Annotated in this window: 7 protein-coding genes; 3 read left to right on the forward strand and 4 right to left on the reverse strand. The window is 38.5% G+C overall.

Translation table 11 applies throughout. The features are described 5' to 3' along the window. Positions 1-327: 327 nt before the first annotated feature. Positions 328-7464, forward strand: coding sequence for a RemA C-terminal-like gliding motility protein (locus BMX49_RS13200; RefSeq protein ID WP_034719364.1), 7137 nt, complete (start codon positions 328-330; stop codon positions 7462-7464). Positions 7465-7658: 194 nt separating this feature from the next. Here BMX49_RS13200 and BMX49_RS13205 read toward each other — a convergent pair whose 3' ends face one another. The 4 genes from BMX49_RS13205 to BMX49_RS13220 form a co-directional block, all read right to left on the reverse strand. Then, complete coding sequence (locus BMX49_RS13205) at positions 7659-12176, reverse strand: RemA C-terminal-like gliding motility protein (RefSeq protein WP_034719362.1); 4518 nt, start codon at positions 12174-12176, stop codon at positions 7659-7661. A gap of 351 nt (positions 12177-12527) precedes the next feature. Beyond that, positions 12528-12773 carry a T9SS type A sorting domain-containing protein gene (locus BMX49_RS13210; RefSeq protein WP_034719360.1) on the reverse strand — a complete coding sequence of 82 codons (246 nt, stop codon included), beginning with the start codon at positions 12771-12773 and terminating at the stop codon, positions 12528-12530. A gap of 36 nt (positions 12774-12809) precedes the next feature. Next, positions 12810-13133 (reverse strand): DUF8693 domain-containing protein, encoded by a 324-nt coding sequence (locus tag BMX49_RS13215; RefSeq protein WP_034719358.1) that lies wholly within the window; start codon positions 13131-13133, stop codon positions 12810-12812. An 827-nt stretch (positions 13134-13960) separates the two neighbouring features. Then, positions 13961-14230 (reverse strand): hypothetical protein, encoded by a 270-nt coding sequence (locus BMX49_RS13220; RefSeq protein ID WP_034719356.1) that lies wholly within the window; start codon positions 14228-14230, stop codon positions 13961-13963. 227 nt (positions 14231-14457) lie between these two features. Here BMX49_RS13220 and BMX49_RS13225 point away from each other — a divergent pair, with 227 nt between their 5' ends. Together BMX49_RS13225 and lplA are read left to right on the forward strand one after the other, a co-directional pair. Beyond that, positions 14458-21690 carry a RemA C-terminal-like gliding motility protein gene (locus BMX49_RS13225; protein WP_034719355.1) on the forward strand — a complete coding sequence of 2411 codons (7233 nt, stop codon included), beginning with the start codon at positions 14458-14460 and terminating at the stop codon, positions 21688-21690. A 145-nt stretch (positions 21691-21835) separates the two neighbouring features. Further along, positions 21836-22819, forward strand: a complete 984-nt coding sequence (gene lplA / locus BMX49_RS13230) for a lipoate--protein ligase (RefSeq protein ID WP_034719353.1) — start codon at positions 21836-21838, stop codon at positions 22817-22819. The last annotated feature ends 172 nt before the right edge of the window (positions 22820-22991 follow it).

Genomic DNA, 22991 nt, shown 5'->3' on the forward strand with positions numbered 1-22991 from the left:
ATGATGCAGGTGTCATTACAAGCTATTGCGCTGTTTATTGATTCTATCAGGTAGTAATTTTCGTTTATTGATCAACTTTTTTTAACAAAAGTAAAAAATACTATAAAATATTATATTTAACACATAGTAATAATATAAAACCAATTTAGTTGAAAACAGGTGAACCTCATAACTTCAGAAAGAAGATAACAATCATTAAATCAAATGCCTAAAAAATATTTTTAAGCCAAGACCAGCGCTATTCTAGCATGAATTTAACATAATTTATTTTTTAATAGCTAACTTTGCATAAGAATTGGAAAAATTCTTATAATTATATCTCTTATTATGATCAAATATTTACATTCGAAGATCGCTTTATTTCTCTGCCTCGTTTTCATCGTAACGTCAGGTGAGGTAAGCGCCCAAAAAACGGTATTTTCAGACAATTTTAATACTTCTTTCGGAGAAAACTTCACTAAAGGAGGTCAGAGCATCGGAGCTTCAAAGTGGGCAGTTACCTCGTCTGGAAATGGTGGTTATTCAGCTAGAATTCACGTTGGTGTTATGACTATTACCAATAATGGTCTTAGAAATGGAGTTCAAAACGGCTGGGTTCTAGCGAGCACATCTACTGTCAACAATCCGGCTGATCCCACTTCTTATGATCCGACTTACAAAACTACCCTAAATCAAAATGCGGGAATCGTATCGTGGACCTTGAATATTAGACAAAGTCATCCGACTCCTAGGGGTTTTGGAATTGGAAATGATCAATATGGAGTTGCTTACCTATTGGCGGGAACTCTTGGTACAACAAATGCAGTCGGGCAAGGATATGCAATTCAAATTGGAGGCAATTCGGGAAATGAATCATTGCGTTTGGTAAGATATACTAATGGAATGAGTACTGCTACTACGATCCTGTCATCTCAAAGCACTGGACCGGCTAAAGTTGGGTATTCATTTATGAGTGTGCGTGTTGAATACAATCCTCAAACTGAAGAATGGAAATTATTTGCAAGAGTAGATGCTAATACCTCAAATGCAAGTACAAGCAATTTTAAAAATCCTTCAGAAGTATTACCTCTCAAAGCGCAAGGAACTCACACTGATAGTTATACCAACAGACCATTAACTCTTACGGGAGGTTTTTGGAATGGTGGAAATACAAGTAATGATGCATTTATTGATAACGTTGAAGTTAGCATTGCGTTACCGGAAATTACTTCCATCACGCCCAGTTCGAAAACTGCAGCCACTGCTGGTTTTACGATGACCGTAACGGGAAAAAACTTCTCCGGATCCAGTAAAGTAAATTGGAATGGACAAGAACGAACTACAACTTACGTTTCGCCAACACAAATAAACGCTACGATTACCGCAGCAGATATTGCGGTTTCAGGCACTGCAACCGTAACAGTAAAGACGAAGACAGCGATTTCCAACGAGCAAATCTTTACCACCATTCCATCTGGGCAACCAATATTAACGCTGCCAAACACCACTTTAGATCCAATGGAGACCGTTCAAGGGACGGCTTCTACAGCCAAAACATATACCCTGCGTGGTGATAATCTTACCGCAGGTGCCACCGTTACTGCCCCGGCAAATTTTGAACTTTCCAGCAATGGCTCGGTCTGGTCAGATGTTTTAACCTTGCCAAATACGGGTGGAGGATTAACAGGGCAGCCACTAACTTTGCAGGCGAGATTAAAAGCAAACGCACTTGCCGGAGTTTATGGCGGAACTATCTCTCATGCTTCTGCTGGAGCAGCGACTAAATTCGTTACCGTATCTGGTAAAGTATTTGCGTTAAAACCAACTACAAGAGCAACCGATATTAAATTTTCTGATATTACGTCAACCACCTTCAAAATCAACTGGACCAACGGAAATGGAAGTCAGCGTTTGGTAGTGGTGAAAAAAGCAACTGCCGTCAACGTTGATCCTGCGAATGGGACGACGTACGAAGGAAATGCGGTTTATAAAATAGGCTCCAATTTAGGAGCTGAAAACTATGTCGTTTACAAAGGAACTGGAACTTCAGTTTCTTTGAAAGGTTTGGAACCAGATACTGTCTACCATGTTTCGGTGATCGAATTCAATGGCGCAGATGAAGTTGAAAATTATTTAACGCCAGGCACGCCAGCCAGTACAACCACTAAAATTTCCCCTTCCGGATTGCAAGTCAATGCGGTGGATACCTCTTACAAAATTGATTTTGATCAAACCGTAGATGGTGTCAATTCGGAGGCATTTAAAGGAGAAGGTATTAGGCAAGACGTACAGCCAGGCCAACTGGATTCTGATTCTTGGGCTTTTACAGGATTTGCTGCAGGAGACTTAGGGTTCGGCGAAAACAGTGTTGCAGGCACCAGTTATGAAATGGGAAGTTCAATGGGTAATACCCCGGCAAGTGGAATTTACGGTTTCAATATTGGAACCTCTTCAGAGAACTACGCTTTAGGAATACATCCAGGCGGCGCAGATTTTAACTCAGGAACTATTACTTTAAAAGTTCAAAATAAAACTGCCGTTCCAATGACCAGCGTTAATATTGGGTACAAAGTGTACGTTTATAACGATCAGGCGAGCGCGACCAAAATTGAGTTTAGCACTTCGACAACTGAAAACGGAGCATTTACGACAATAACATCCTTGGAGGTCAATTCGCCAGCGACACCAGATCTTAATCCAGACTGGAAAGCGTCATACCGAGTTGCTACTATTTCAGAATTGAGTGTTGCTCCAGGTGAGTACTATTACATCCGCTGGAACGGATCATCAACTGCAGGCAGCGCTGCACAAGATGAATTTGCCATTGATGATATTGAAGTCATTGCAAATCCGACCTCAACATTTGCATCTTTCGCTGGTATTGCAGAAGATTTTGTACTACAGGGAAATGCGCGTTTACCAAGAAATCTACCAGAAGAAGCATCAGGAGATTTAACAGTTAAAACCGAACTTATTTTTAATGGTGGTAAATTATTTATAAATAACAATACTCTTACGATTGCATCTAATGTAACCAACACAAGTGCAGGCGGCCTGTCTGGTGGTTTGATGAGTAAGATTATTATTAGAGGGAATAATAATCCATCCTTAAGTTTTAATCAAGGAACACCGGGAACAACAAATGGATTACAATCTTTAAGTTTGCTTGGTACTACTGCTAATACCGTCATAATACAAGATGATCTATTAGTAAGTAACCTTCTCCATATAGACGGACTGCAAACACTTAACTTTCCGAAGGATGTAAAATTAATGGGAAATTTAAGCACCATTGAAAATAATGGAACAATAACTACACGGAACACCACTATTAATCCTCTTCCATCAAATAAAGACTGGGGAAGTACTGGGGAAGTACATTACAATAATCCCGCAGCAAATGCAAGTCAAACTATAGTTTCAGGGACATATAATAACTTGACCGTATCACCTAAAAAGGGATCAACTGCAAGAGGAAACATTACGGTAAGAGGACAATTGCATTTGCCCAATACAAATGCAAGTGCAACCAAAGGCAGTTTAGATATGTCTACACATACTTTAACAATGGAGGCTGATGCTGTAAATAGTGGAATTGGTGAGGTAACAGGACGTGTGACGAGAAACTCCTTTGTATTTAATAAACTCTACACTTTTGGTCATCCCAATGCTTCAATTACTTTTGCTCCTGCTGGAACTCTGCCAAGCACAATGAGTGCAATATTAACGATTGGTAATGCACCAACTTGGCGTCCTGGAGCAATAAAAAGGTTCTATGATGTTATGCAAACCGGTGCTTCAGGTACTAAAGCAATCATTCGGCAGCATTACTTGGATTCAGAATTGAACGGAAATGCAGAAAACAGATTAGTCAACTGGGGTCATAAAACAACAACTGATCCCGTAACTACTTTTGAGCAAGGAAAATCTAATAATGATAGTACGGACAACTGGGTAGAAATTACCAATGCGGATGTGAGTTTGTATTTTCAAAGTGAACCAGGAAAGGTTTTCATTACGCTTGATGAAACGGAAGCGACTGTCTTAACTTGGAATGGTTCGGTAAGTAATTCATGGACTACTTCGGAAAACTGGACGCCGCTTGGTACTCCTTCAGCACTTACCAAAGTAATTATTCCAAATGTGACAGGATTACCACATCAACCCATTCTAAACCTCACAGGAGAATTAGGTAGTTTGGTGATAGAAGATGGCGGAATTTTAAATTCTCCAGTTGACGCGGAGTTAATTATGATTGGTGGAGCTGGTGCTTGGCAAAATTATGGAAGTGGAAAGTTTAATCCAAGTACGAGTAATGTGATTTTTAAAAATATCGATGCAACAATTTCTGGTTCAACGACATTTAATGACTTAACGATTTTTTCTGGAGCAGGGCTTCGGGCATTGGACGGAAACTTCATGAGTATTGCGGGAGCGTTTGTTAACAATGGAACGATGTTCACAGCGCTAACTCCAAATACAATCCAGTTTATCGGAACGAACCAAAACATTCCAACCCCAGGTGGATTAGCATTTGGTGGCTACCATCATTTAATAATAGGAAATGCTGTGTTAGGTACTGGAGCAGTATTTCCATCTAACTTAAATGTTATAGGAAATTTAGAAATTTTAAAACGGGTAGACTTTTCAGGCACAACGATTAATTTGACAGGTATTACACCGCAGACAATTAGCGGAACAGTAATCGATTTTAATAATTTAGTCGTTAATAAAGATTCGGGTTCAGTCATTCTTGGCTCAAATATAACCATAAGTGGTACCTTGAATTTGCAATCTGGAAATATTGATATTAAAAACCGGACGCTAACTTTAGGCCAAACTCCAGTCGTAGGAAACTTTGATACGAATCACATGATTATTGCTGATGGTACTGGTTCTGTACGTCGTACTTTTAAAACTAAAGAAGCATACCTTTTTCCAATTGGTGATGATAAGAATACTCTTGATTACAGCCCAATTACGGTGAACATCACTTCAGGGACTTTTGCAGATGGTTTAGTAGCAGTGTCGGTATCGGATGAGAAACATCCTGCCAACGCTAGTACAGACCACCATCTTAAACGCTACTGGAATGTATCTCAAACAGGAATTAGCAATGCGGTTGCAACCATCACCGGAACCTATGTGCCCACTGATCTTGTTGGTGATGAATCTAGCCTGGCAGCGGGTCAATTGCAGGGAACTTTCAATGCAGTCACCAATCCTTGGAAGAAATTTGCACCTTTAGCAACTAATACCTTAGTAGCAAAAAATACGCTTTTACCGAGCGGAGAGAACTCCGTGTTCACGGGAATTAAAGGAGGTGAGTTTAGTGTTGAAATTTATGGGTATGGAGGATTCTGTCAAGGATCACAAGCCTTTCTGGAAGCCGTAACAGACGGTGGTGATGCACCTTTTACCTATATTTGGTCTCATGCATTGCCGAATGAAAATGTAGTTAGTGTACCAACAGATGTAGTCGGAACAATCAATTACACGGTAACTGTACGAGATGCCAATGGGTTTGAAGCAACAGAAGTTGTAGGTCCGGTAGAAGTTTTTGCTCCAAGTGTGGGTGGAACGGTCACCATTACCAATCCAGTCAGTTGTTCAACGACCTTAGAATTAAGTGGCAAACTAGGAGAAGTATTATACTGGCAACGTTCTACAACTATTGATTTCACTGAAGAAACGACCCTCAATATTGGTAATACAACGAGCACTTTAACCAATAGAGAAATTGGGATTATAGATGCTCCGATCTATTTCAGAGCAGTAGTTCAAAATGGTCCTTGTGGTCAGGTAGTTTCAGACGTTGTTGCAATTGCTACTAATAGTACTACTTGGAATGGGACAGCATGGACTAACAATGCCCCAACTCCATCGAGTTCTGTTATTTTTGCTGCAAACTATGAAACCTCAGCGGGCGGACTTACCATTTGTAATTTCAGGGTTAACGAAGGCTTTACTTTAACCATTAAAAAAGATTCCCCTATGACCGTTCAAAATGACATCATCAATTATGGAGATATCATTGTTGAAAGTGATGCCAACCTTGTTCAGGTAAGCGATACTGGTGAGTATAGAACGAACCCGTTACTGAATTCCCTACCTACGTTTACCGTTCAACGGGAAGCGACGATAAAGCGTTTGGATTATGTCTACTGGTCATCGCCGGTAGCAGATCAAAATCTTAGAGCCTTCTCCCCTGGGACAATTATTACTCGATTTTTAGCTTATGATGAGTCGGATGATTACTTCAAGGCTATTTTTCCAGCAGAGGGACCGACGGATAATCCTGCTACTAAGGTTTTTTCTCCAGCGAAAGGATATGCCATCCGAGCGAAAAATAATCAAAATGCAACGACCTCCACAGCCTGGCCAGGCCAGTTTGTTGGTAAGCCAAATAATGGCGTCGTGAATTTCAATCTTAAAAAAGATGGAAATGGTTATAATTTAGTAGGAAATCCTTATGCATCAAATATTAAATTAAAAGGTGATAATAGTTTATTTTCACAAAATGCAGCAGTAATTGATCAATTAGCTTATTTCTGGACCAATGTCAGTGCTAATGTAACAGCAGCAGGTTCAGGATATACTCAAAATAACTATGCGATTTTAAATGGTTTAGGATCTATTGCTGCCCCCGGAAATCCAGAAACAGAAGAAGTTGGCACTGAAGAGCCTACAACCACAGCTAAAGTTGGTCAAGGTTTCATTGTAAAAGCTAAAGAAGCTGGTAAGAATCAAAATCTGGTTTTTAAAAATAGCATCAGAAATGCGGGAGAGAGTATATTCTTTGATAAAAAACAAGAGGAAGAAAAAGATCGGTTTTGGTTACGTTTAACAACGCCTAATCAGTATTCGACCACCATGCTTGTTGGTTATGTTCCTACGGCAACAAATGGATTTGAATACAGTTACGATGCTCCATTGATGAGTGTAGGCTCCGATTCGTTTTTCTCTGTATTGGAGGATCGTAAATTAGGAATTCAAGGCCGACAATATCCTTTGAATACGAATGATGTCGTAGCGCTCGGAACCAATCATTATGTTGCTGGAGATCATGTCATCTCACTCCAGAAAGCGGAAGGTATTTTTGCCAACGGACAAAACATCTACTTGAAAGACAAGAAAACCAATACCGTCACGAATCTTTCAGCAGGCAATTATACTTTTGCTGCCGTGGAAGGTTTAACGGAAGGTCGATTTGAAATCATCTATGAAAATGATATCGTGCTCGGAACTGGCAGTTCCAATAAAGATGAATTGATGGTGTATCGAGATGGTACCGATTTCATCATAAAATCAGCCAGTAAGAAAATATCCGAGGTTGAAGTATACGATACGTCTGGTCGATTGATGATCAAACTAAACCCGAATCAAACCGAAGTCAGAATTGAGGGACAAGCCTTGATCAACAGTGTTTATGTTTTGAAAATTTATCAAAACGGAAAAGTGACGACTCGGAAAATTATCAGATAGAACGTAAAATATTTTATAATCGAAAAAAGCCGAACATATGTTTGGCTTTTTTCAATTACAATTGAGTGAGCATTCCTGAAGTATTACCTGAAATAAGCAAGCACCTACACCCTACTCTTCTGAAAACTCAATCACTGATTTGGACTTTTGGGGTTTGCTTTTTTGATGATAAAATAGAACAAGCTCCCCCTACATTATTTCATGATTTTTTTTGTTATTATTGATCCTTCTTGCCCAATTCTCAAAATATAGACGCCGTGAACAAAGTTGCTGGAATCAATCCGAACTTCTTTTCTGTTAGATTTTAAAGTGATAATCAATCGACCAGAAGAATCAAATAGATCGATGTCAGTAATGTTGCTTGTAGAAGATTTAACGACAAACTCAGCGCCGTCCCGATAAACGATTATATTTTCTTTTGTCAATACATTTGTTCCCAAGACCGTTTCATCCTGATAAGCTATTTCAAATCGACCCGCAGTTAAGCCTTGATTCGCCGTAAAAGAATAAGGACTTTCCGAAAGCTTGGTGATAATTCCTGTTTCATGATCTTTGAGATAAATAGATTGTCCATTCGCAAAAACACCTTCCATTTCACCCAGACTAAATACATAAGTTCCCGTCTCGTAATGATTGGTACCAACTTTAACAATATCATTCATACCGAAGGGAATTGATTTTCCTTGAATGCCCAACTTTCTATCGGCCAAGACTGTAAATAAAGCATCGGCGCCGAGTCCGAAGAGGTCAGCATCGTAATCCGCATCATAATCATCAGTAGCTCCGTCAATATATCCGATTAAGGCAGTTGTAGTAACGTCAAGTGGACTCGTTAATTTTAACCAATACCGATCTACTGTAGATTCTGGAGAATCACCTTTATTAAAAAAGACCGAATTGAGCGATTTGGTGCGGATCGCATTGTTGAAACTTAAAGTGCCAGTCTGTTTTGCTTTCACTATAAAGCCCTGCCCTATTTTAATAATATTGGTTGGGATCGAACTGATTGTGGAACTTCCGCCTAAAGTAGCTGGAATCCCACCAGTACCATTCAGGATCGCATAATTGTTATAATATCCCCCATTCGGATAATTATTTCCCTGCATTGCGGGATTAGGATTCAAGTTGGTCCAAAAATAAGCAGTCTTGTCAATCAGCGCTTTATTAGTATCGACCAATTGGTAAAAATCAATGTTGGAGGGATAAGGATTTCCAATTAAATTATAACCATTACCTGTTGGAACAGATTGATAAACCAATGGAAAGGTCACAAGTCCGTTGTTTGGAACTCCTTTAAAAATACCGTTGAAAATTTGCATCGGAGCAGGCGGACCAACTGGATAAGTATTAAAGGCTCGAATAGCGTACCCTTTGGCAAAACTTTCAAACCCAGTTTGGCTGTCTCCAAAATTACGTGTTATGGGATCAATCGCATCAAATAAGTTGGTACCTTCATTATACGTATAGAAACGATTGTTTAAAGTACCCGTTGAAAAAGCTTTCAAATTTTGTCCCGAAACGGGTGAAGCCCAGTAGGTGTAATCCAGACGTTTTAGGTTAGAATTTCTCTTTACAATAAAGTCACCGCTACCCGCATTAGTATCGACTTCGTGAATTTGTACAAAATTGCCGTCGTTTTCTACCGTAATAGTTCCACTATTAATCAACTGATCGGAGACGATTAAGTGGTCATTTGAAGCAATGGTGATGGTTCCATTATTTTCACATTGACACGCCTGCAAACTTCCGCCAGAAGCCGTATCGTAATTTCCATTTAGGATAATTTTATCAGACTTTATTGGTGCCGAAGGCGACCACGTCGACCCAATCCAGACTTTAGGAACGATGCCCGTGCTTAGTAATTGAATATTATCGATAATCCACGATTCAGTCGGAGTATTATTTTGGGCAGTGATTCTGACTTTGAGTTGAGTAACTGCTGGTAAATTGTTTATAAAGATATCATGATAAGGATTTCCTGATACTGATTTAAAATAAGTTAAATTATTATCCGCCACATAGTCTCGCGACCCAGTTTCTGAGGTGCTAGTATTAAATCCCCAAGCAAGATTCTCTTCATCGGAAACAATTTTAGCCTGAGCAAACCAGGTGACTCCGTTATCAGGACTAATTTCTACGAGAACATAGTCGATTTTGTCGTCGTCAATAATAGTAGAAATACCATCAATGTCAAAATCATCCATGCCATCTGTTTTGGACCCTAAAGAAAAAGCAGCGATGTTAAAAAAGAGACTTACTTGGGAATAGACGGAAATATCGGCAGCATTAAAATTGAACGTCACCGAAGTAGGAATTTGTGGAACACTAATAGCGCCGCCTTGAATTCGATATCCTCTTTCTCCCTCAGAATATAGGACATTGGATTTAGGATTATCTCCAGAACCACTTGTGCCAGTTGAAAAACCTGTTTCTGGGCCTTGAGTTCCCGTGCTTGTTACCATATAGGTTAACTCCGAATATTGTGGAATTTCTTCGAATCCCTGCTGAGCAATAATAAACTCATCCGAAGCCCCACAAAAATTAGCATTACCACCAATGGCAAAATCGAACGGATTTTTTAAAGGATCATTATTGGCGATAACCACTGTTGCCTTTTTAAAACCGATGGTTGTAGGCGCAAACTTTATTGAAAAGGCTACTGATTCGTTTTGGAGCAACTCGGTGCCGGGAATCGGTGGATTCACGAAGGAGAAATCAACGGGATTTAAACCTGTCAAACTAAAATCACTTAATATTAAAGAAGCTCCACCGATATTGGAAATGGTGTATGTTTTAATTTGGGAGTCTCCTAAATTTTGTGCAGAGAACAGCGTTCTATTTAAATACAAAGGATTAATACTTCCATCGTTAATTTTATTTGTGCCACCCATTACTTTCATTTCTACTTTTGCGGGAAAAACCTCGCCAGATACTGTTATGGTTCTGGTGACCGCATAAGGTGAAGTAACACTGATAGTTCCAGCGTACGTTCCGACTTGCAAGTCGTTTTTTAATCTAATGTATATCCTTTTATTCGTAACACTATTGAATGAATTTTTAACAAAAGTAACCTGGCTTAAGTTAGGATTAAGAGATCCGCTATAAGTACCGTTGGTAGCAATCTCCCAATTGCCAGAAGACGTTACGATGATATCTCCGATAAGATTACTTCCATCAACTCGGAAATTTTGTGTAGTAGAAGGACCTTGTGCATAATCATAAGTAAACCCCGAAAAGCTAATGTTTTGTTCAATTGAATTGATTTTAATTAAAGGTTTCAAAACTTCACCAGTCAACGAAAGTATTTTATGGTCGGCATTAGGAGAAGAAGCGGTCAAAGTTCCAGCATAAAGCCCAATTGCAAGACCTACTTTTAATCTGACGTAAATCTTATTTGCGTTGGAGTTTACATTACCTCCGATAGGAACATATGAAATAGAATTTCCCCAAGTCGAATTATCTTTAGAAATTTCCCAAATTGAGTTCTCACTGGAAATAATAGTAATATTACCAGTTAGATTAGTACCGCTGACTGTGGCATTTGCAGATACTGAAGGTCCTGTTCCGACGGGATAATTCATTGCATTTGCAGTAAGAGTTCCTAAGACAATTGTTGGTTTGGTGACTAGGCCGCTACATAATACGTTAAAGGAGTTTGCACCACCACCTGAAATTGTAACAGACTCATTATAATTATTGGCTAACAAGCCCGCTTTCAACCGGACATAAATTTTGGTCACTGGTGTTTCAGGTATAGAACCCGAGGAATAAGGAATAGATAAAACGGAAGAAGTAAATGAAAAATTATCGGTTGAAATTTCGTAATTCGGCGGTGAAGAAACTGCTATACTGCCTGACGCATGAGTAAGATTGGTAGCAGCTAAAGTAAAGTACTGTGAGGAAGAAGGTCCGAAATCTTCACTGTAGCTAAATCCGGAAAGAGAGTCAATTCCGCTTGTGGATAAAGTGGGCAAATTGGTAGGGAAAGGATTGATGTGAATATTATCAATGTCGATTGTCGCAGTGCCGACCGAAAAAACAAATTTTAAATTATTTAGGGCTATGCCCGAAGTGGAAACTGCTAAATCATTAAAAACTTGAACGCTCCCAATCCAAACATCAAAAGTATCATTCATCACAGTCTGAGTACTTGCATCTGGAGCGGTATATGATAAAGAGTTACCAGAATTATTAATATACCAAGTCACGGTTTGCATTCCTGAGAAGGTGGCGGAGTTGGTTTCTGAAGCTATATCTCGCAAGGAAAATGTTCCTGGCGTAGATCCTATATTTAAACCTAAACGGGAATGCGTCTTAGCAATGTCTTCAGAACTATTACCTAATCCGAAGCCAGTACCAACCTGCCAACTTGCTGCTGTAGTTGTTGGGCTCGTATTTCCTGAAACGGCAACATCAAATCGGTAGATTAAACTGGTCGGCGTAGGCGCAAAATTCCTTGTTCGGGAGTAAGAACCCGTATTTGTTTCACTTCTGGTAAACCTCAAATGATTGTCGGTAATTGATACCACGGTTCCTGCACCAGTAGAACCAATCGCATTGAATTGCCCGTTGCTGGGCGAAGTAACATTTACATAACTATTGACGTCAGTTGACGAGTCAAAATTCTGAGTCAGTAATTGAGCAAAAAAAAGGGAGGTCATTAATGAAAAAATCAAAAGTGCGCCTTTGGTAAAAATAGAGATTGTTTTCATAATCATTTGGTTTTCAAATCCAAATGTATATAAAAGACGTAGTTTCTAGTTAGTACATTACACCTATTTTGAAAAGGGTGAAATCCGCAATTTCGAAAAGAGCATATATTAAAGGAAAGCAAATACCCTTCTGAAAACTAAAAGTTTTCTATAAAAAAAATTCAACAAATCTTATCATTAGTGCACAATTTGCAAGCTAAAAAAAACATACAATGATTCAGAACTTTAAATTTCTCTAAAACCTCATAACGGTCTTTCTGGTTTTTAATTTTAGAAATTCACCACATGCTTCACAGAAAAAGCCAGACAATCGCCTGGCTTTTTCCTATTTAATTTAAATATTCTACGGTATTACTTGATTATTTTTTTGGTGACTAAGGTTCCCTCTTGATCAATTCTTAAAACATAGGTTCCGTTAACGAAAGCACTGGCGTCGATCCGGGTTTCTTTCTGATTCGGTTTCAATTGAATCAATAGTCTGCCTGAAGCATCATATACCTCTAAACCAGTGATGATTTTGGAATTAGATTTAAGTACAAAGTCGTTTCCATCTCTATAAATAATCAGGTTACTCTTAATAGAGCTGCCGTTGCTCAACACTACTTCCGGTTGATAAATAATTTCAAATCGTCCTTAAGTTAATCCTTGATTTGCGGCAAACGCATAGTCACCTTGCGTCAGATCCGTCACCGTGTTGCTTTCATTGTCTTTTAAATAGATTTTTTGACCTTTGGCGAAGATGCCTTCTTTGACACCAAGACTGATGGTGTAGGTTCCAGCTTCGTATTGACCACTGCCAAGAGCAACCACATCTGTATTAATAAAAGAAGCTTTACCCTGAATCGCTAATTTATGATCATCGAGTATAGAGTAAAATGCATCTGAACCTAAAACCATTAGTGGGGCATCGTAATTCAGTTCGAAACCATTGGAAGCCTGTCGCAAGTAACCGATCATATCAAAGGATTGACTAAAAACCAAAAGAGAAATTTTACCAAATCAGCAAGATTACAAGGTATATTACACCTTAAATTAAATATCGTATTTATAAAATAACTTGACATTAAAAGATAAAATTTAATACAACATCGTAAAAAACTCTCATTAAAACAATATTATGTTAAATACAAAGAAAATTTTGAATAAAATTCAAATTAATCATCACATATAAAATTACGAATAACATATAGTTATGATTTCTATATCCTTAAACATACGAGTGCCATGATAAATATTCACAAAGCGCATAAATTGTTGTAAAAGAGAAATAATAAAGCACAGTCTGTAATTTTGAATTTTGCAATAAGAACAATAATGCAAAGGAACATTAGAAATAGGACCCTTCACTAAAACACTTTACCTTTTCACTCACTGCAAAAATCCTCTTCCTTCTAGCAGTAAGAAAAATCGAACTCGTCCAAAGTTTAAACAAAAAAGCCGTTTCGATAAGTATTGAGACAGTTTTTTTAATTTATTTGGCTATTTTTCTGCTGAAAATTGCGGCATCGTCATCCAGCAGTTCTGCGAGGATACGATTTATAAACAGCGTACGGAGTAGATTTGAAAGAGCAACACTATCATTTAAGATTTCATAGTGCGTCCATATTTTGATGTTAATTTCAAATTTAGAAATCTGGTGCAAAAAAATTTATTGTATAGAATATAAATAGCTTCGCGATTGCAAAATAGAATTAATCATCGAATTGACCTGCCAGTGGTAATTGTTCTAAAAGAAATACCGTACAAATAACAAAGTAGAATTTAAACCTCTGAAGCGGTATAGTTCAAAATCGCAAATCTTGGTTCTTACGCGTTTTATAGATGATGATTCCGAAAGCGGTTATTAGAAGCAAAGGAATATAGCCGTCAATAGGAAGTTCTACATCGTCATCTTCAAAGTCACCGCCTGGGTTAGTTGTGCCTGGCCCGCCTGTTGGTTGATCTGAAGTAGATTCTTTTTGTTCTTCCTCGCTAAAAACATTATCGTGCTGAAGCTGCTGCGCTGAAAGTAAAGATCCAATTAAAATGAATATGATAAAAAATAGGTTTCTCAAAGTGAAATTCTTTTTGCAAATATAGGCATTTCAAACTACTTACTTTTGATAACACTCGTATAAAAGGCTTATATTTGCACCTTCTATACCATTTTATAGTATATTTTAATTATATATTCTCAATTTTTTATAACAAGACGTCGGTTACAACAATGAATAATTATTTACTATTCTGACGCTAGCAAAGATTGTTCATTATGTACAATTATTTCTTTTAAATCTCTCTCATGAAAAAATTTTTACTTTATTTTGCCCTCATTTTCCTTCCTCTTCTCACTTACGCACAGCAAGACCCGTTAGCCGCGCCTCTATCTGGCACGTATATTATTGGCACAGGTCAACCGGCACCTTTTAATACGCTGACTAATGCCGTAAATAAAATCAACACCGTTGGTGTTGCTGGTCCTGTTGTTTTTTTGCTAAATGATGTAGCTTACACCAATACGACAGGTGAAACCTTCCCAATTAAAATCAACCAATTCGTTGGAACGGGTCTCACCAATACATTGACCATTAAGCCGAATACTGGAAAAACAGTTACAATTACCGGTACCAATATTAACGGTTTTACGGGTTTACCAGCAATTATACAAATTGATGGTGGAGATAATATTATCATTAATGGTACAAACAGCACAAAAGGGAACTCAAGAGATCTTACTATTAAAAATAATGATAATGTAACTTACGCTGCGCGAACTGCGGTCTGGATCTCCTCAAACGGTACAAATGCAGCCACCAACATCAGTATTTTAAATACAAAATTACAGATGGTCAACCGCAATAATAGTGGACTGCAGTTATCTGGTATTTTTTCTGGAAGTAACAGCCGAGGCGGTTCTAATGGAATAGGAGGAACCGAAGCAACAGCGCAGAATTTAAAATTAACGATTTCGAACAACGAATTTATAAATGTCCGTCAAGGTATGATCATTAGAAGTAGTTCTGTATCTGCATTACAAAGTAGTAATATCTTATTTTCATCCAATAAAATAGGAGCTACACTCGACAATGAGAAACCTTCCACACCCCTCGATTTTTCGAATGTTAAAAATGTCAACATTTTAAATAATGATATTGTAGGAGTAGGAAATACTACTTCAGCCGATCCTTTTATGGGAATTATAATTAGTAATTCCTCCAATTTGACCTTTAAAGGAAATACTCTCCAAGACATTAAAACTACTGGTCTGTATTCTGGCCAAGCAATATGGATCAAAGGTCTTCATACCAACCTAGAGATTTCAGAAAACAAAATCTCTAATATTAAAAATATCGGTAATGGACCCATCTATGCTCTTTATTTGGATTTAGCTCCTGAATCTTCTGGAGTTTTGCTTACGAATAACTTCGTAGGTGATATTGCCTCACCTGGTACAACAACACAAACCGGCTATGGGATTTATATAACTAATGGCGTTGGAACTCGTATTTACCACAATACCGTAGCACTAAATGCGCCACAGCCAGGAAGATCAGCCGCCATCTACTTTGAGAAGGGTAGTAGTTTTGATGTTAGAAATAATATATTTCTAAACACCAGTAAGTCTAAAGGGAATAACGGAGAAGGGCCATATGCAATCTATGCAGGATCTGATGCAACTTTTATAAATATTGATCATAACAATTACTATGCACCAATGACAGGGTATTTTGGAAGTGACCGACTTACCTTAGAGAATTGGAGAACTGCCACAGGAAAAGATGCAAATTCAAAAAATGTTAATCCAATTTTTGTTTCCCCAACCGATTTAGCAGATTTACATTTAAAATTGCTGCCAGAAAATCCACAACTTAAGGATGCAGGTGCAAACCTTTTGACTATCGTTCCTACAGATATAGATGGTCAGGCACGAACTACAAAACCGGATATAGGTGCTGACGAATTTTCTATTTCTTCAACTGTAGCTATAGAACCAACTGCCCAATCAACACTACTTAAGTTTACTAATATTACGGCAAATAGTTTCAATATCAATTGGACAAAAGGAAATGGCGCTAATAGAATAGTTGTGATCCGTTCTGGAAGTGCTGTTAATGCTGCTCCTGTAGATGGAACTGCTTATACTGCAAATCCTATTTTTGGGTCAGGCTCTCAAATAGGAACAGGAAATTATGTGGTTTATGCAGGAACTGCAAATGCCGTTTCGGTTACAGGATTATCTGGAGCTACCACGTATTATGTTTCTGTTTATGAATATAATGGAACTGGTCCAACTGCAAATTATTTAACAACAAGTCCGCTAAGTAGCAGTCAGTTGACCTTAAATGCTGCTTTAGGTTGGCAAATTACAAACACCAATACTTTAAATACGATCACCTTTGACGCCACGGTACCTGGTGTTAACGTTAACCAATTCCAAGGAAACGGAATTGCTCCTGCACCCATATCAGGTCAACTGAACTCCAATTCTTGGGCAGTTGATGGTTTTGAAGACGGTGCGATTACTTTTGGAGGAATCAATACCAATCCCGGTTTTGGCCGTGGAATTTCTACGGGCAACGCGACTACTGGAGGTCTCTATGCCTTTAATACTTCACCAAATAACTCAGCCCTCGGAATTCAACCGACGGACAAAGATTTCACTCCTGGAACGGTCACTTTGCGTTTTCAAAATCAAACTTCAGCGCCCATCACTTCTATAAGTTTAGGGTACAAAGTGCATATTTACAATGATAAGCCGACTTCCAGCAGTTTTAATTTCAGCCATTCGGCAGATAATGCAACATTTGGAGGAATATCAGAATTAGACGTTATTTCTCCCGCAACAGCAGACGTCTCTCCATCTTGGAAAGCCAGTTACCGCGTAGCAACAATTACAGGACTTAACATTCCAGCAAATGGATTTTACTATCTGAAATGGAGCGGCGATGAAGTCGTGCCTGGAAATGCTTTCGATGAATTTGCCTTAGATGATATCAGTTTATCTGCAAATCCAACAAGCAACTTTGCAGAATTTGAGGGGATTGCTGAAAACTTTTCAGTCCATGGAAACACCAAGCTTTCCAAAGCTACAAAGGTCAATGGTGATTTGAAATTTACCGCTGGAAAACTTATACTCAATGGAAGAACGCTAACAATAGGAGGCACAGTGACCAATACAATTTCTGAGGGACTTCGTGGCGGCGATAATTCTGCTATTATCGTTACCGGCATTGCAGATAAAACCTTAAGTTTTGATCAGACTACACCTGGAACAACCAATTTAATTAATGACTTTTCAATTCCTTTTGCCAGTGCAGCTGCTAAGAAAGTTTTAATTGCGAATGATTTTGTAGTTAGGAAAATATTGACAATCGGTCAAGATCAGATTTTGGACCTAGGAAAAAATCAACTTAGTGGATCTCTTTCGACCATTACAATTGATGGAACTGTTTTAACACAAAATACAACAGCAACTCCTTTCCCGAAGGATAAAATTTGGGAAGGAACAGGTATTCTTCATTTGAATGCAATAACTGAAGCTCAAAAGCTTGTGGCTGGCACCTACAAAAATCTTACTTTGTCCTCAACAGGCGGCACAATTGCCAATGCTAACGTAATTGTTAATGGCATTCTCGATTTACCTTCGGCAAACCCAAGTGATACCGCAGGTAGTTTATCGATGACAGATCCTTATATTTTAACGATGGGTCCTGATGCAACAAATACAGGATTAGGTGATGTTACTGGAATTATACAACGAAACTACCAATTAGTTGCAAATAAACGGTACACTTTTGGGCATCCAGATTCATCAATATTGTTCAATCCTACGGGAGTGCTACCCAAGTCTTTAAGTGCAAAATTAACAATTGGTACAGTACCAACTTGGCGTGCTGGTGCAATTAAACGTCAATTTGATGTTATACAGGATGGCGCTGTTGATACAAAAGCAATAATACGTCAACATTATCTAGATAATGAGTTAAATAATAATGTAGAATCAAGATTGGTGTTTTGGGCTAATAAAGCAATTGAAACAGTACCTACTTTTGAACAAGGACGTTCTAATAATAATGTTAATGACAATTGGGTAGAACTTACAAATGCTGATATCGGTTCGTATTTTGAAAATACATTCGGCAAGGTATTTATAACATTAGATCAAACGGAGGCTGCCGTCTTAACTTGGAATGGTTCTGAAAGTACCGATTGGCTTGCAAGTAAAAATTGGACTCCAAACGATAATCCGTCGTTTGCGAAAAAGATAATTATTCCAAATGTAACCTCTAGCGCAGGCATATCACCGATTATCAATGATATTTCTGCCGTAGAATCTATTTCGATTGAAGCAGGCGGAATAGTAAACACACCAAGTGGCTCCACATTGACCGTACATGGTGGTTCGGGTGCCTGGCAGAATGCAGGCGTATTTAATTCTGAAACAGGTACAGTAATTTTCAACAATGCGCAGGCAACTATAGCAGGAAGTACAACCTTTAATAATCTAACGATTAGTGCTGATGCTAATATACGTGCATTAGAAGGTAATATGATGAAGATTAAGGGAGCATTTGTGAATAATGGAACCATGTCAGTAGCTGTGAGTCCGAATACTATTGAGTTTAGCGGGAATAATCAGACAATCCCAATAGCAGGCGGAAATCCAAAAAACGGATATTATAACTTAACAATTTCAGGAACTAACACTAATTTTCCGACCGACTTAAACGTTAGAGGAAATTTAGAATTAAATCAGCCAGTTACTTTCACAGGAAAAACCGTTAATTTCACAGGTGATGTAGAACAGGCGATTGGTGGAAGTGCGACAATCAAGTTAAATAATTTAGTAGTTGACAAACCCTCGGGAGCCATTACTTTGCGAAAAAGTATTGAAGTTAATGGTACTCTTACACTGACAAACGGCAGACTGGTTATTGGGTCAAATGATTTAACACTTGGAATCATAGCAGTTGCTGGAGCGCCATTTGATGTAAATAGAATGATTGTTGCCGATGGAGGTGGTTTTGTAAAAAGACCATTTGCAGCCGGTGGATCTTACTTCTTCCCAATAGGTGAATTAACAAGTAATCCGGCATATAGCCCAATCTCAGTAAACATGACTTCTGGGTCTTTTGCAGCGAATTCATTTGTTGGAGTTTCTGTTGTAGACGCTATTCATCCCAACAATTATAGTTCACAAAACTATATTAGTCGCTATTGGAATGTGAAACAAACTGGAATCTCTAATGCTATTGCGGAAATCACCACAAAATATGTACTTGCAGAGCTATTATCTCCTCCAATCACGATGGTTGCAGCACAGTTGACAGGAGTTTTTAATGCAGTAATTAATCCGTGGATACGCTTTTCTCCTTTGGACGCATTGACTTTGACTGCAACTGGAGCATCTTTAGCAGAAGGACAAGTATCTGTCTTCACCGGAATTAAAGGAGGTGATTTTACAGCAGAAATAACCGGTGGTGAAAATACTTGTCAGGATGAACCGTTAAAATTATCTGCTGTAGTTACTGGCGGCGACATGCAGTATCGCTATAAATGGTCTGATGAATTAGGAGTCGACTTAGGAACGGAATCAACTCTAAGTCCTGCAGAATTCATTGGAGAGAAAGTTTATACAGTAACTGTAATTGATGCGAATGGAAGAAAAACCACCGCCACAAAAACAATTACTACCGAGGCTAATGCTACAGCAGGAACTCTTTCCGGAACTCAGACTGTTTGTTTTGCTTATAACCCAACAATTACTCTTACAGGAAATTCAGCAGGTGTTAAGTACTGGCAACGTTCTGATGAACCTATGTTTTTAAATCCTCGTCGAATTGCCAATTCAACTACTGAATTAAGTGGTGCTGAAGCGGGTCAAATTACGGGACTTACTTATTTTAGAGCCGCAATTGATAACGGATCTTGTTCCGATGTTTTCACTACTGCAATTGAAATTAATACAAAAACCACTATTTGGGCTGATGGAGTATGGAGCAATGGAATTCCAAACAGTACAACAGCCGCAGTTATCGATGGACCTTATAGAGAGGAAACGGATATAATCGCTTGCAGTTTAACCGTAATCGATTCTGATGTTACTATCCCAGCGGGTTATGACGTTATTATTGATGGTGCATTAATCGTTGATAATGGCACCTTCACTTTAGAGAGCAATACAAATCTCGTTCAAAAAACTGATGAGAAAAATTACGGAGACGTTACGGTTGAGAGAGAAAGTTCAAAACTGTTCAGACTGGATTATACCATGTGGGGATCACCAGTTACTGGAATACAAACGTTAAAGAATTTTTCACCTGATACACAAAATTCCCGTTTTTACACTTACAACAGCTCAAACGATTATTTCGAAGTAATCAATCCGTCGTCCACTTTTATCGCCGGAAAAGGTTACCAGATCAGAATGCGTAATAATCATATCGGCTATGGAGCTGGGCTTGCTGCGTCATGGACTGGATCATTTACGGGAACTCCGACCAACGGACCTGTAACTGTACCATTAGACGCCGCAGGTCAAGGATATAATATGATTTCAAATCCATATGCCTCCATGATTGATGCTACAAAGTTTTTAGAAGGAAATTCGGCAGAAATCGGGTCAACACTTTATTTCTGGAGAAGACGTAACAATGTGCCCACTGCAAGTGCTTACTATGCAACTTATACTACTGCCGGCGGTACAGCATCTGCTTCCGCTCCAACTGAAATTCCAAATGGCACCATTCAGGTAGGACAGGGATTCATTATTCAAAAAAAGGGAGAAACTTCTGGAAATGCATCGTTTAGCAATGCGATGAGAACAGTGAACAACAACGCTAATCAATTCTTTAAAAATGGTCAGGATGAACGCAGCCGCATTTGGTTGAATGTAACCAATGCTGCCGGAGAATTTGGGCAGGTGTTGATCGCGTATATGGCCTCTGCCGATAATGGCGTAGATCGTACGGATGGAAAATATCTTAATGACGGATCAACAGCACTTACGTCGTGGCTAGACAATTCTGAATATATCATTCAAGGACGTGCTCCATTTGTACCTTCAGATATGGTCCCATTAAACTTCAAAACATTGACTGCTGGATCTTATACCATCGCTATTGATAAAGTTGACGGATTGTTTTTAGGAGCTCAGTATATTTACCTTAACGACAAAGTTGTTGGGACTATTCATAATTTAAAAACAGGTGCGTATACTTTCGCTACGACTGCGGGCAGTTTTAATTCCCGTTTCGAACTTGTTTATGAGAATGGCACTTTGGTGGTTGATAATCCTGTCTTCGATTCAAGTTCCGTCGTGCTTTATAAAAAAGAGGGCAACCTTACGGTAAAATCAAAAGGAACTATTTTAGATCAGGTTGACGTCTTCGATTTTGCCGGTCGATTATTAGCAACGGCCCAAAAAATTAAGGCAAGCGAAGTTTCAGTGAAAATAAACAATGTCAACCAAGTGTTGATTGTGAAAATAACTTCAACTGACGGAAGAATAATTAGTAAGAAAATCATTAATTAAACAGGATAGATAATCAAAGGCCGCTTTTATAGCGGTCTTTTTTTATAATTACGTTGCTTAGCAGTTGAACTATTGATTCTTTTTTTAAAGAAATGACAATATTTTTTATGCGGTGAAATGTTTAATTTTGTTAAAAAGAAAACCTATGCTTCTTATCGACTCCTCTTCCAACAACGCCTATTTCAATATCGCCTCTGAAGAATACTTGCTCAAGAAATTTACCACTGAAGACATTTTCCTGCTGTATCTGAATGCACCTTCCATTATTGTGGGTAAGTTTCAAAATACGCTAGCGGAAATTAATTTGGATTACGTCAATGACCACGGTATCAAAGTCGTGCGGCGCATGTCGGGTGGCGGAACGGTCTATCACGATCTGGGAAACCTTAACTTTTCCTTTCATACGCTTTTGGGTCAAAATGATTTTGGCGATTTCTCCTTCTTTACGCAACCCGTGCTGAATATGCTTAATAAACTGGGCGTACCCGCGGTTTTAGAGGGTCGAAATGATTTATTAGTAAACGGTAAGAAATTCAGTGGCAACGCGAAACTCGCCCGTCATGGTAAGATGATTCAGCATGGTACCATTTTGTTGAATTCTGAAATGGAAGTTTTGGGAGATGCCCTAAAAGTGAATCCGCTAAAATTCATTGACAAAGCCATCAAATCGAACCGGTCGCGGGTGACCAACCTCATCGACTATTTGCCTAAAGAAACAACCACCGACCAACTTAAAAAACTGCTCACCGAAGAGATCATCAAAAACAATCCAGAGGCCGAGCATTACGAGTTGACTGAAGAAGATTTGAAAGGCATTCATCAGCTGATGGCCGAAAAGTATGAAACCTGGGATTGGAATTTTGGTTTCTCGCCAAATTATAATTTTAAGAAAGCCATAAAGGTTCCGGCCGGATTTATTGAAGTTCACTTAGATGTTGTTAACGGTCTGATTGACAAAGCGAAAATATTTGGCGACTTCTTTGCCTCGAAGCCGATTGAATTGTTAGAGGAAAAACTAATTGGGCAGAAACATGAACTCGCTAACTTAGATAACCTATTTTCAACGTTGGACTTGACGGAGTTTTTTGGAAAAGTGACGAAGGAGGAGATTTTGGAGGGATTTAAGTGAGAGATGTTGAGGCTGAGTGATGGATGATGGATGATGGATTATGGATTATGGATTATGGATTATTAATGATAAAATTTTATTTTTTACCACAAATCCCACAACTATGTTCACTAATGACACTAATAATTTGTGACATTTGAGCTTTTATTAGTGCCATTAGTGGTTAAGTAAT

Source organism: Kaistella antarctica (assembly GCF_900109615.1).
GTDB lineage: Bacteria > Bacteroidota > Bacteroidia > Flavobacteriales > Weeksellaceae > Kaistella > Kaistella antarctica.

What these genes read in the sequence shown, in the direction of transcription:
- BMX49_RS13215 (WP_034719358.1), bottom strand. Translation starts at nt 13,133, where the DNA reads ATGATCGGTTACTTGCGACAGGCTTCCAATGGTTTCGAACTGAATTAC.
- BMX49_RS13225 (WP_034719355.1), top strand. Translation starts at nt 14,458, where the DNA reads ATGAAAAAATTTTTACTTTATTTTGCCCTCATTTTCCTTCCTCTTCTC.
- lplA (WP_034719353.1), top strand. Translation starts at nt 21,836, where the DNA reads ATGCTTCTTATCGACTCCTCTTCCAACAACGCCTATTTCAATATCGCC.
- BMX49_RS13200 (WP_034719364.1), top strand. Translation starts at nt 328, where the DNA reads ATGATCAAATATTTACATTCGAAGATCGCTTTATTTCTCTGCCTCGTT.
- BMX49_RS13205 (WP_034719362.1), bottom strand. Translation starts at nt 12,176, where the DNA reads ATGAAAACAATCTCTATTTTTACCAAAGGCGCACTTTTGATTTTTTCA.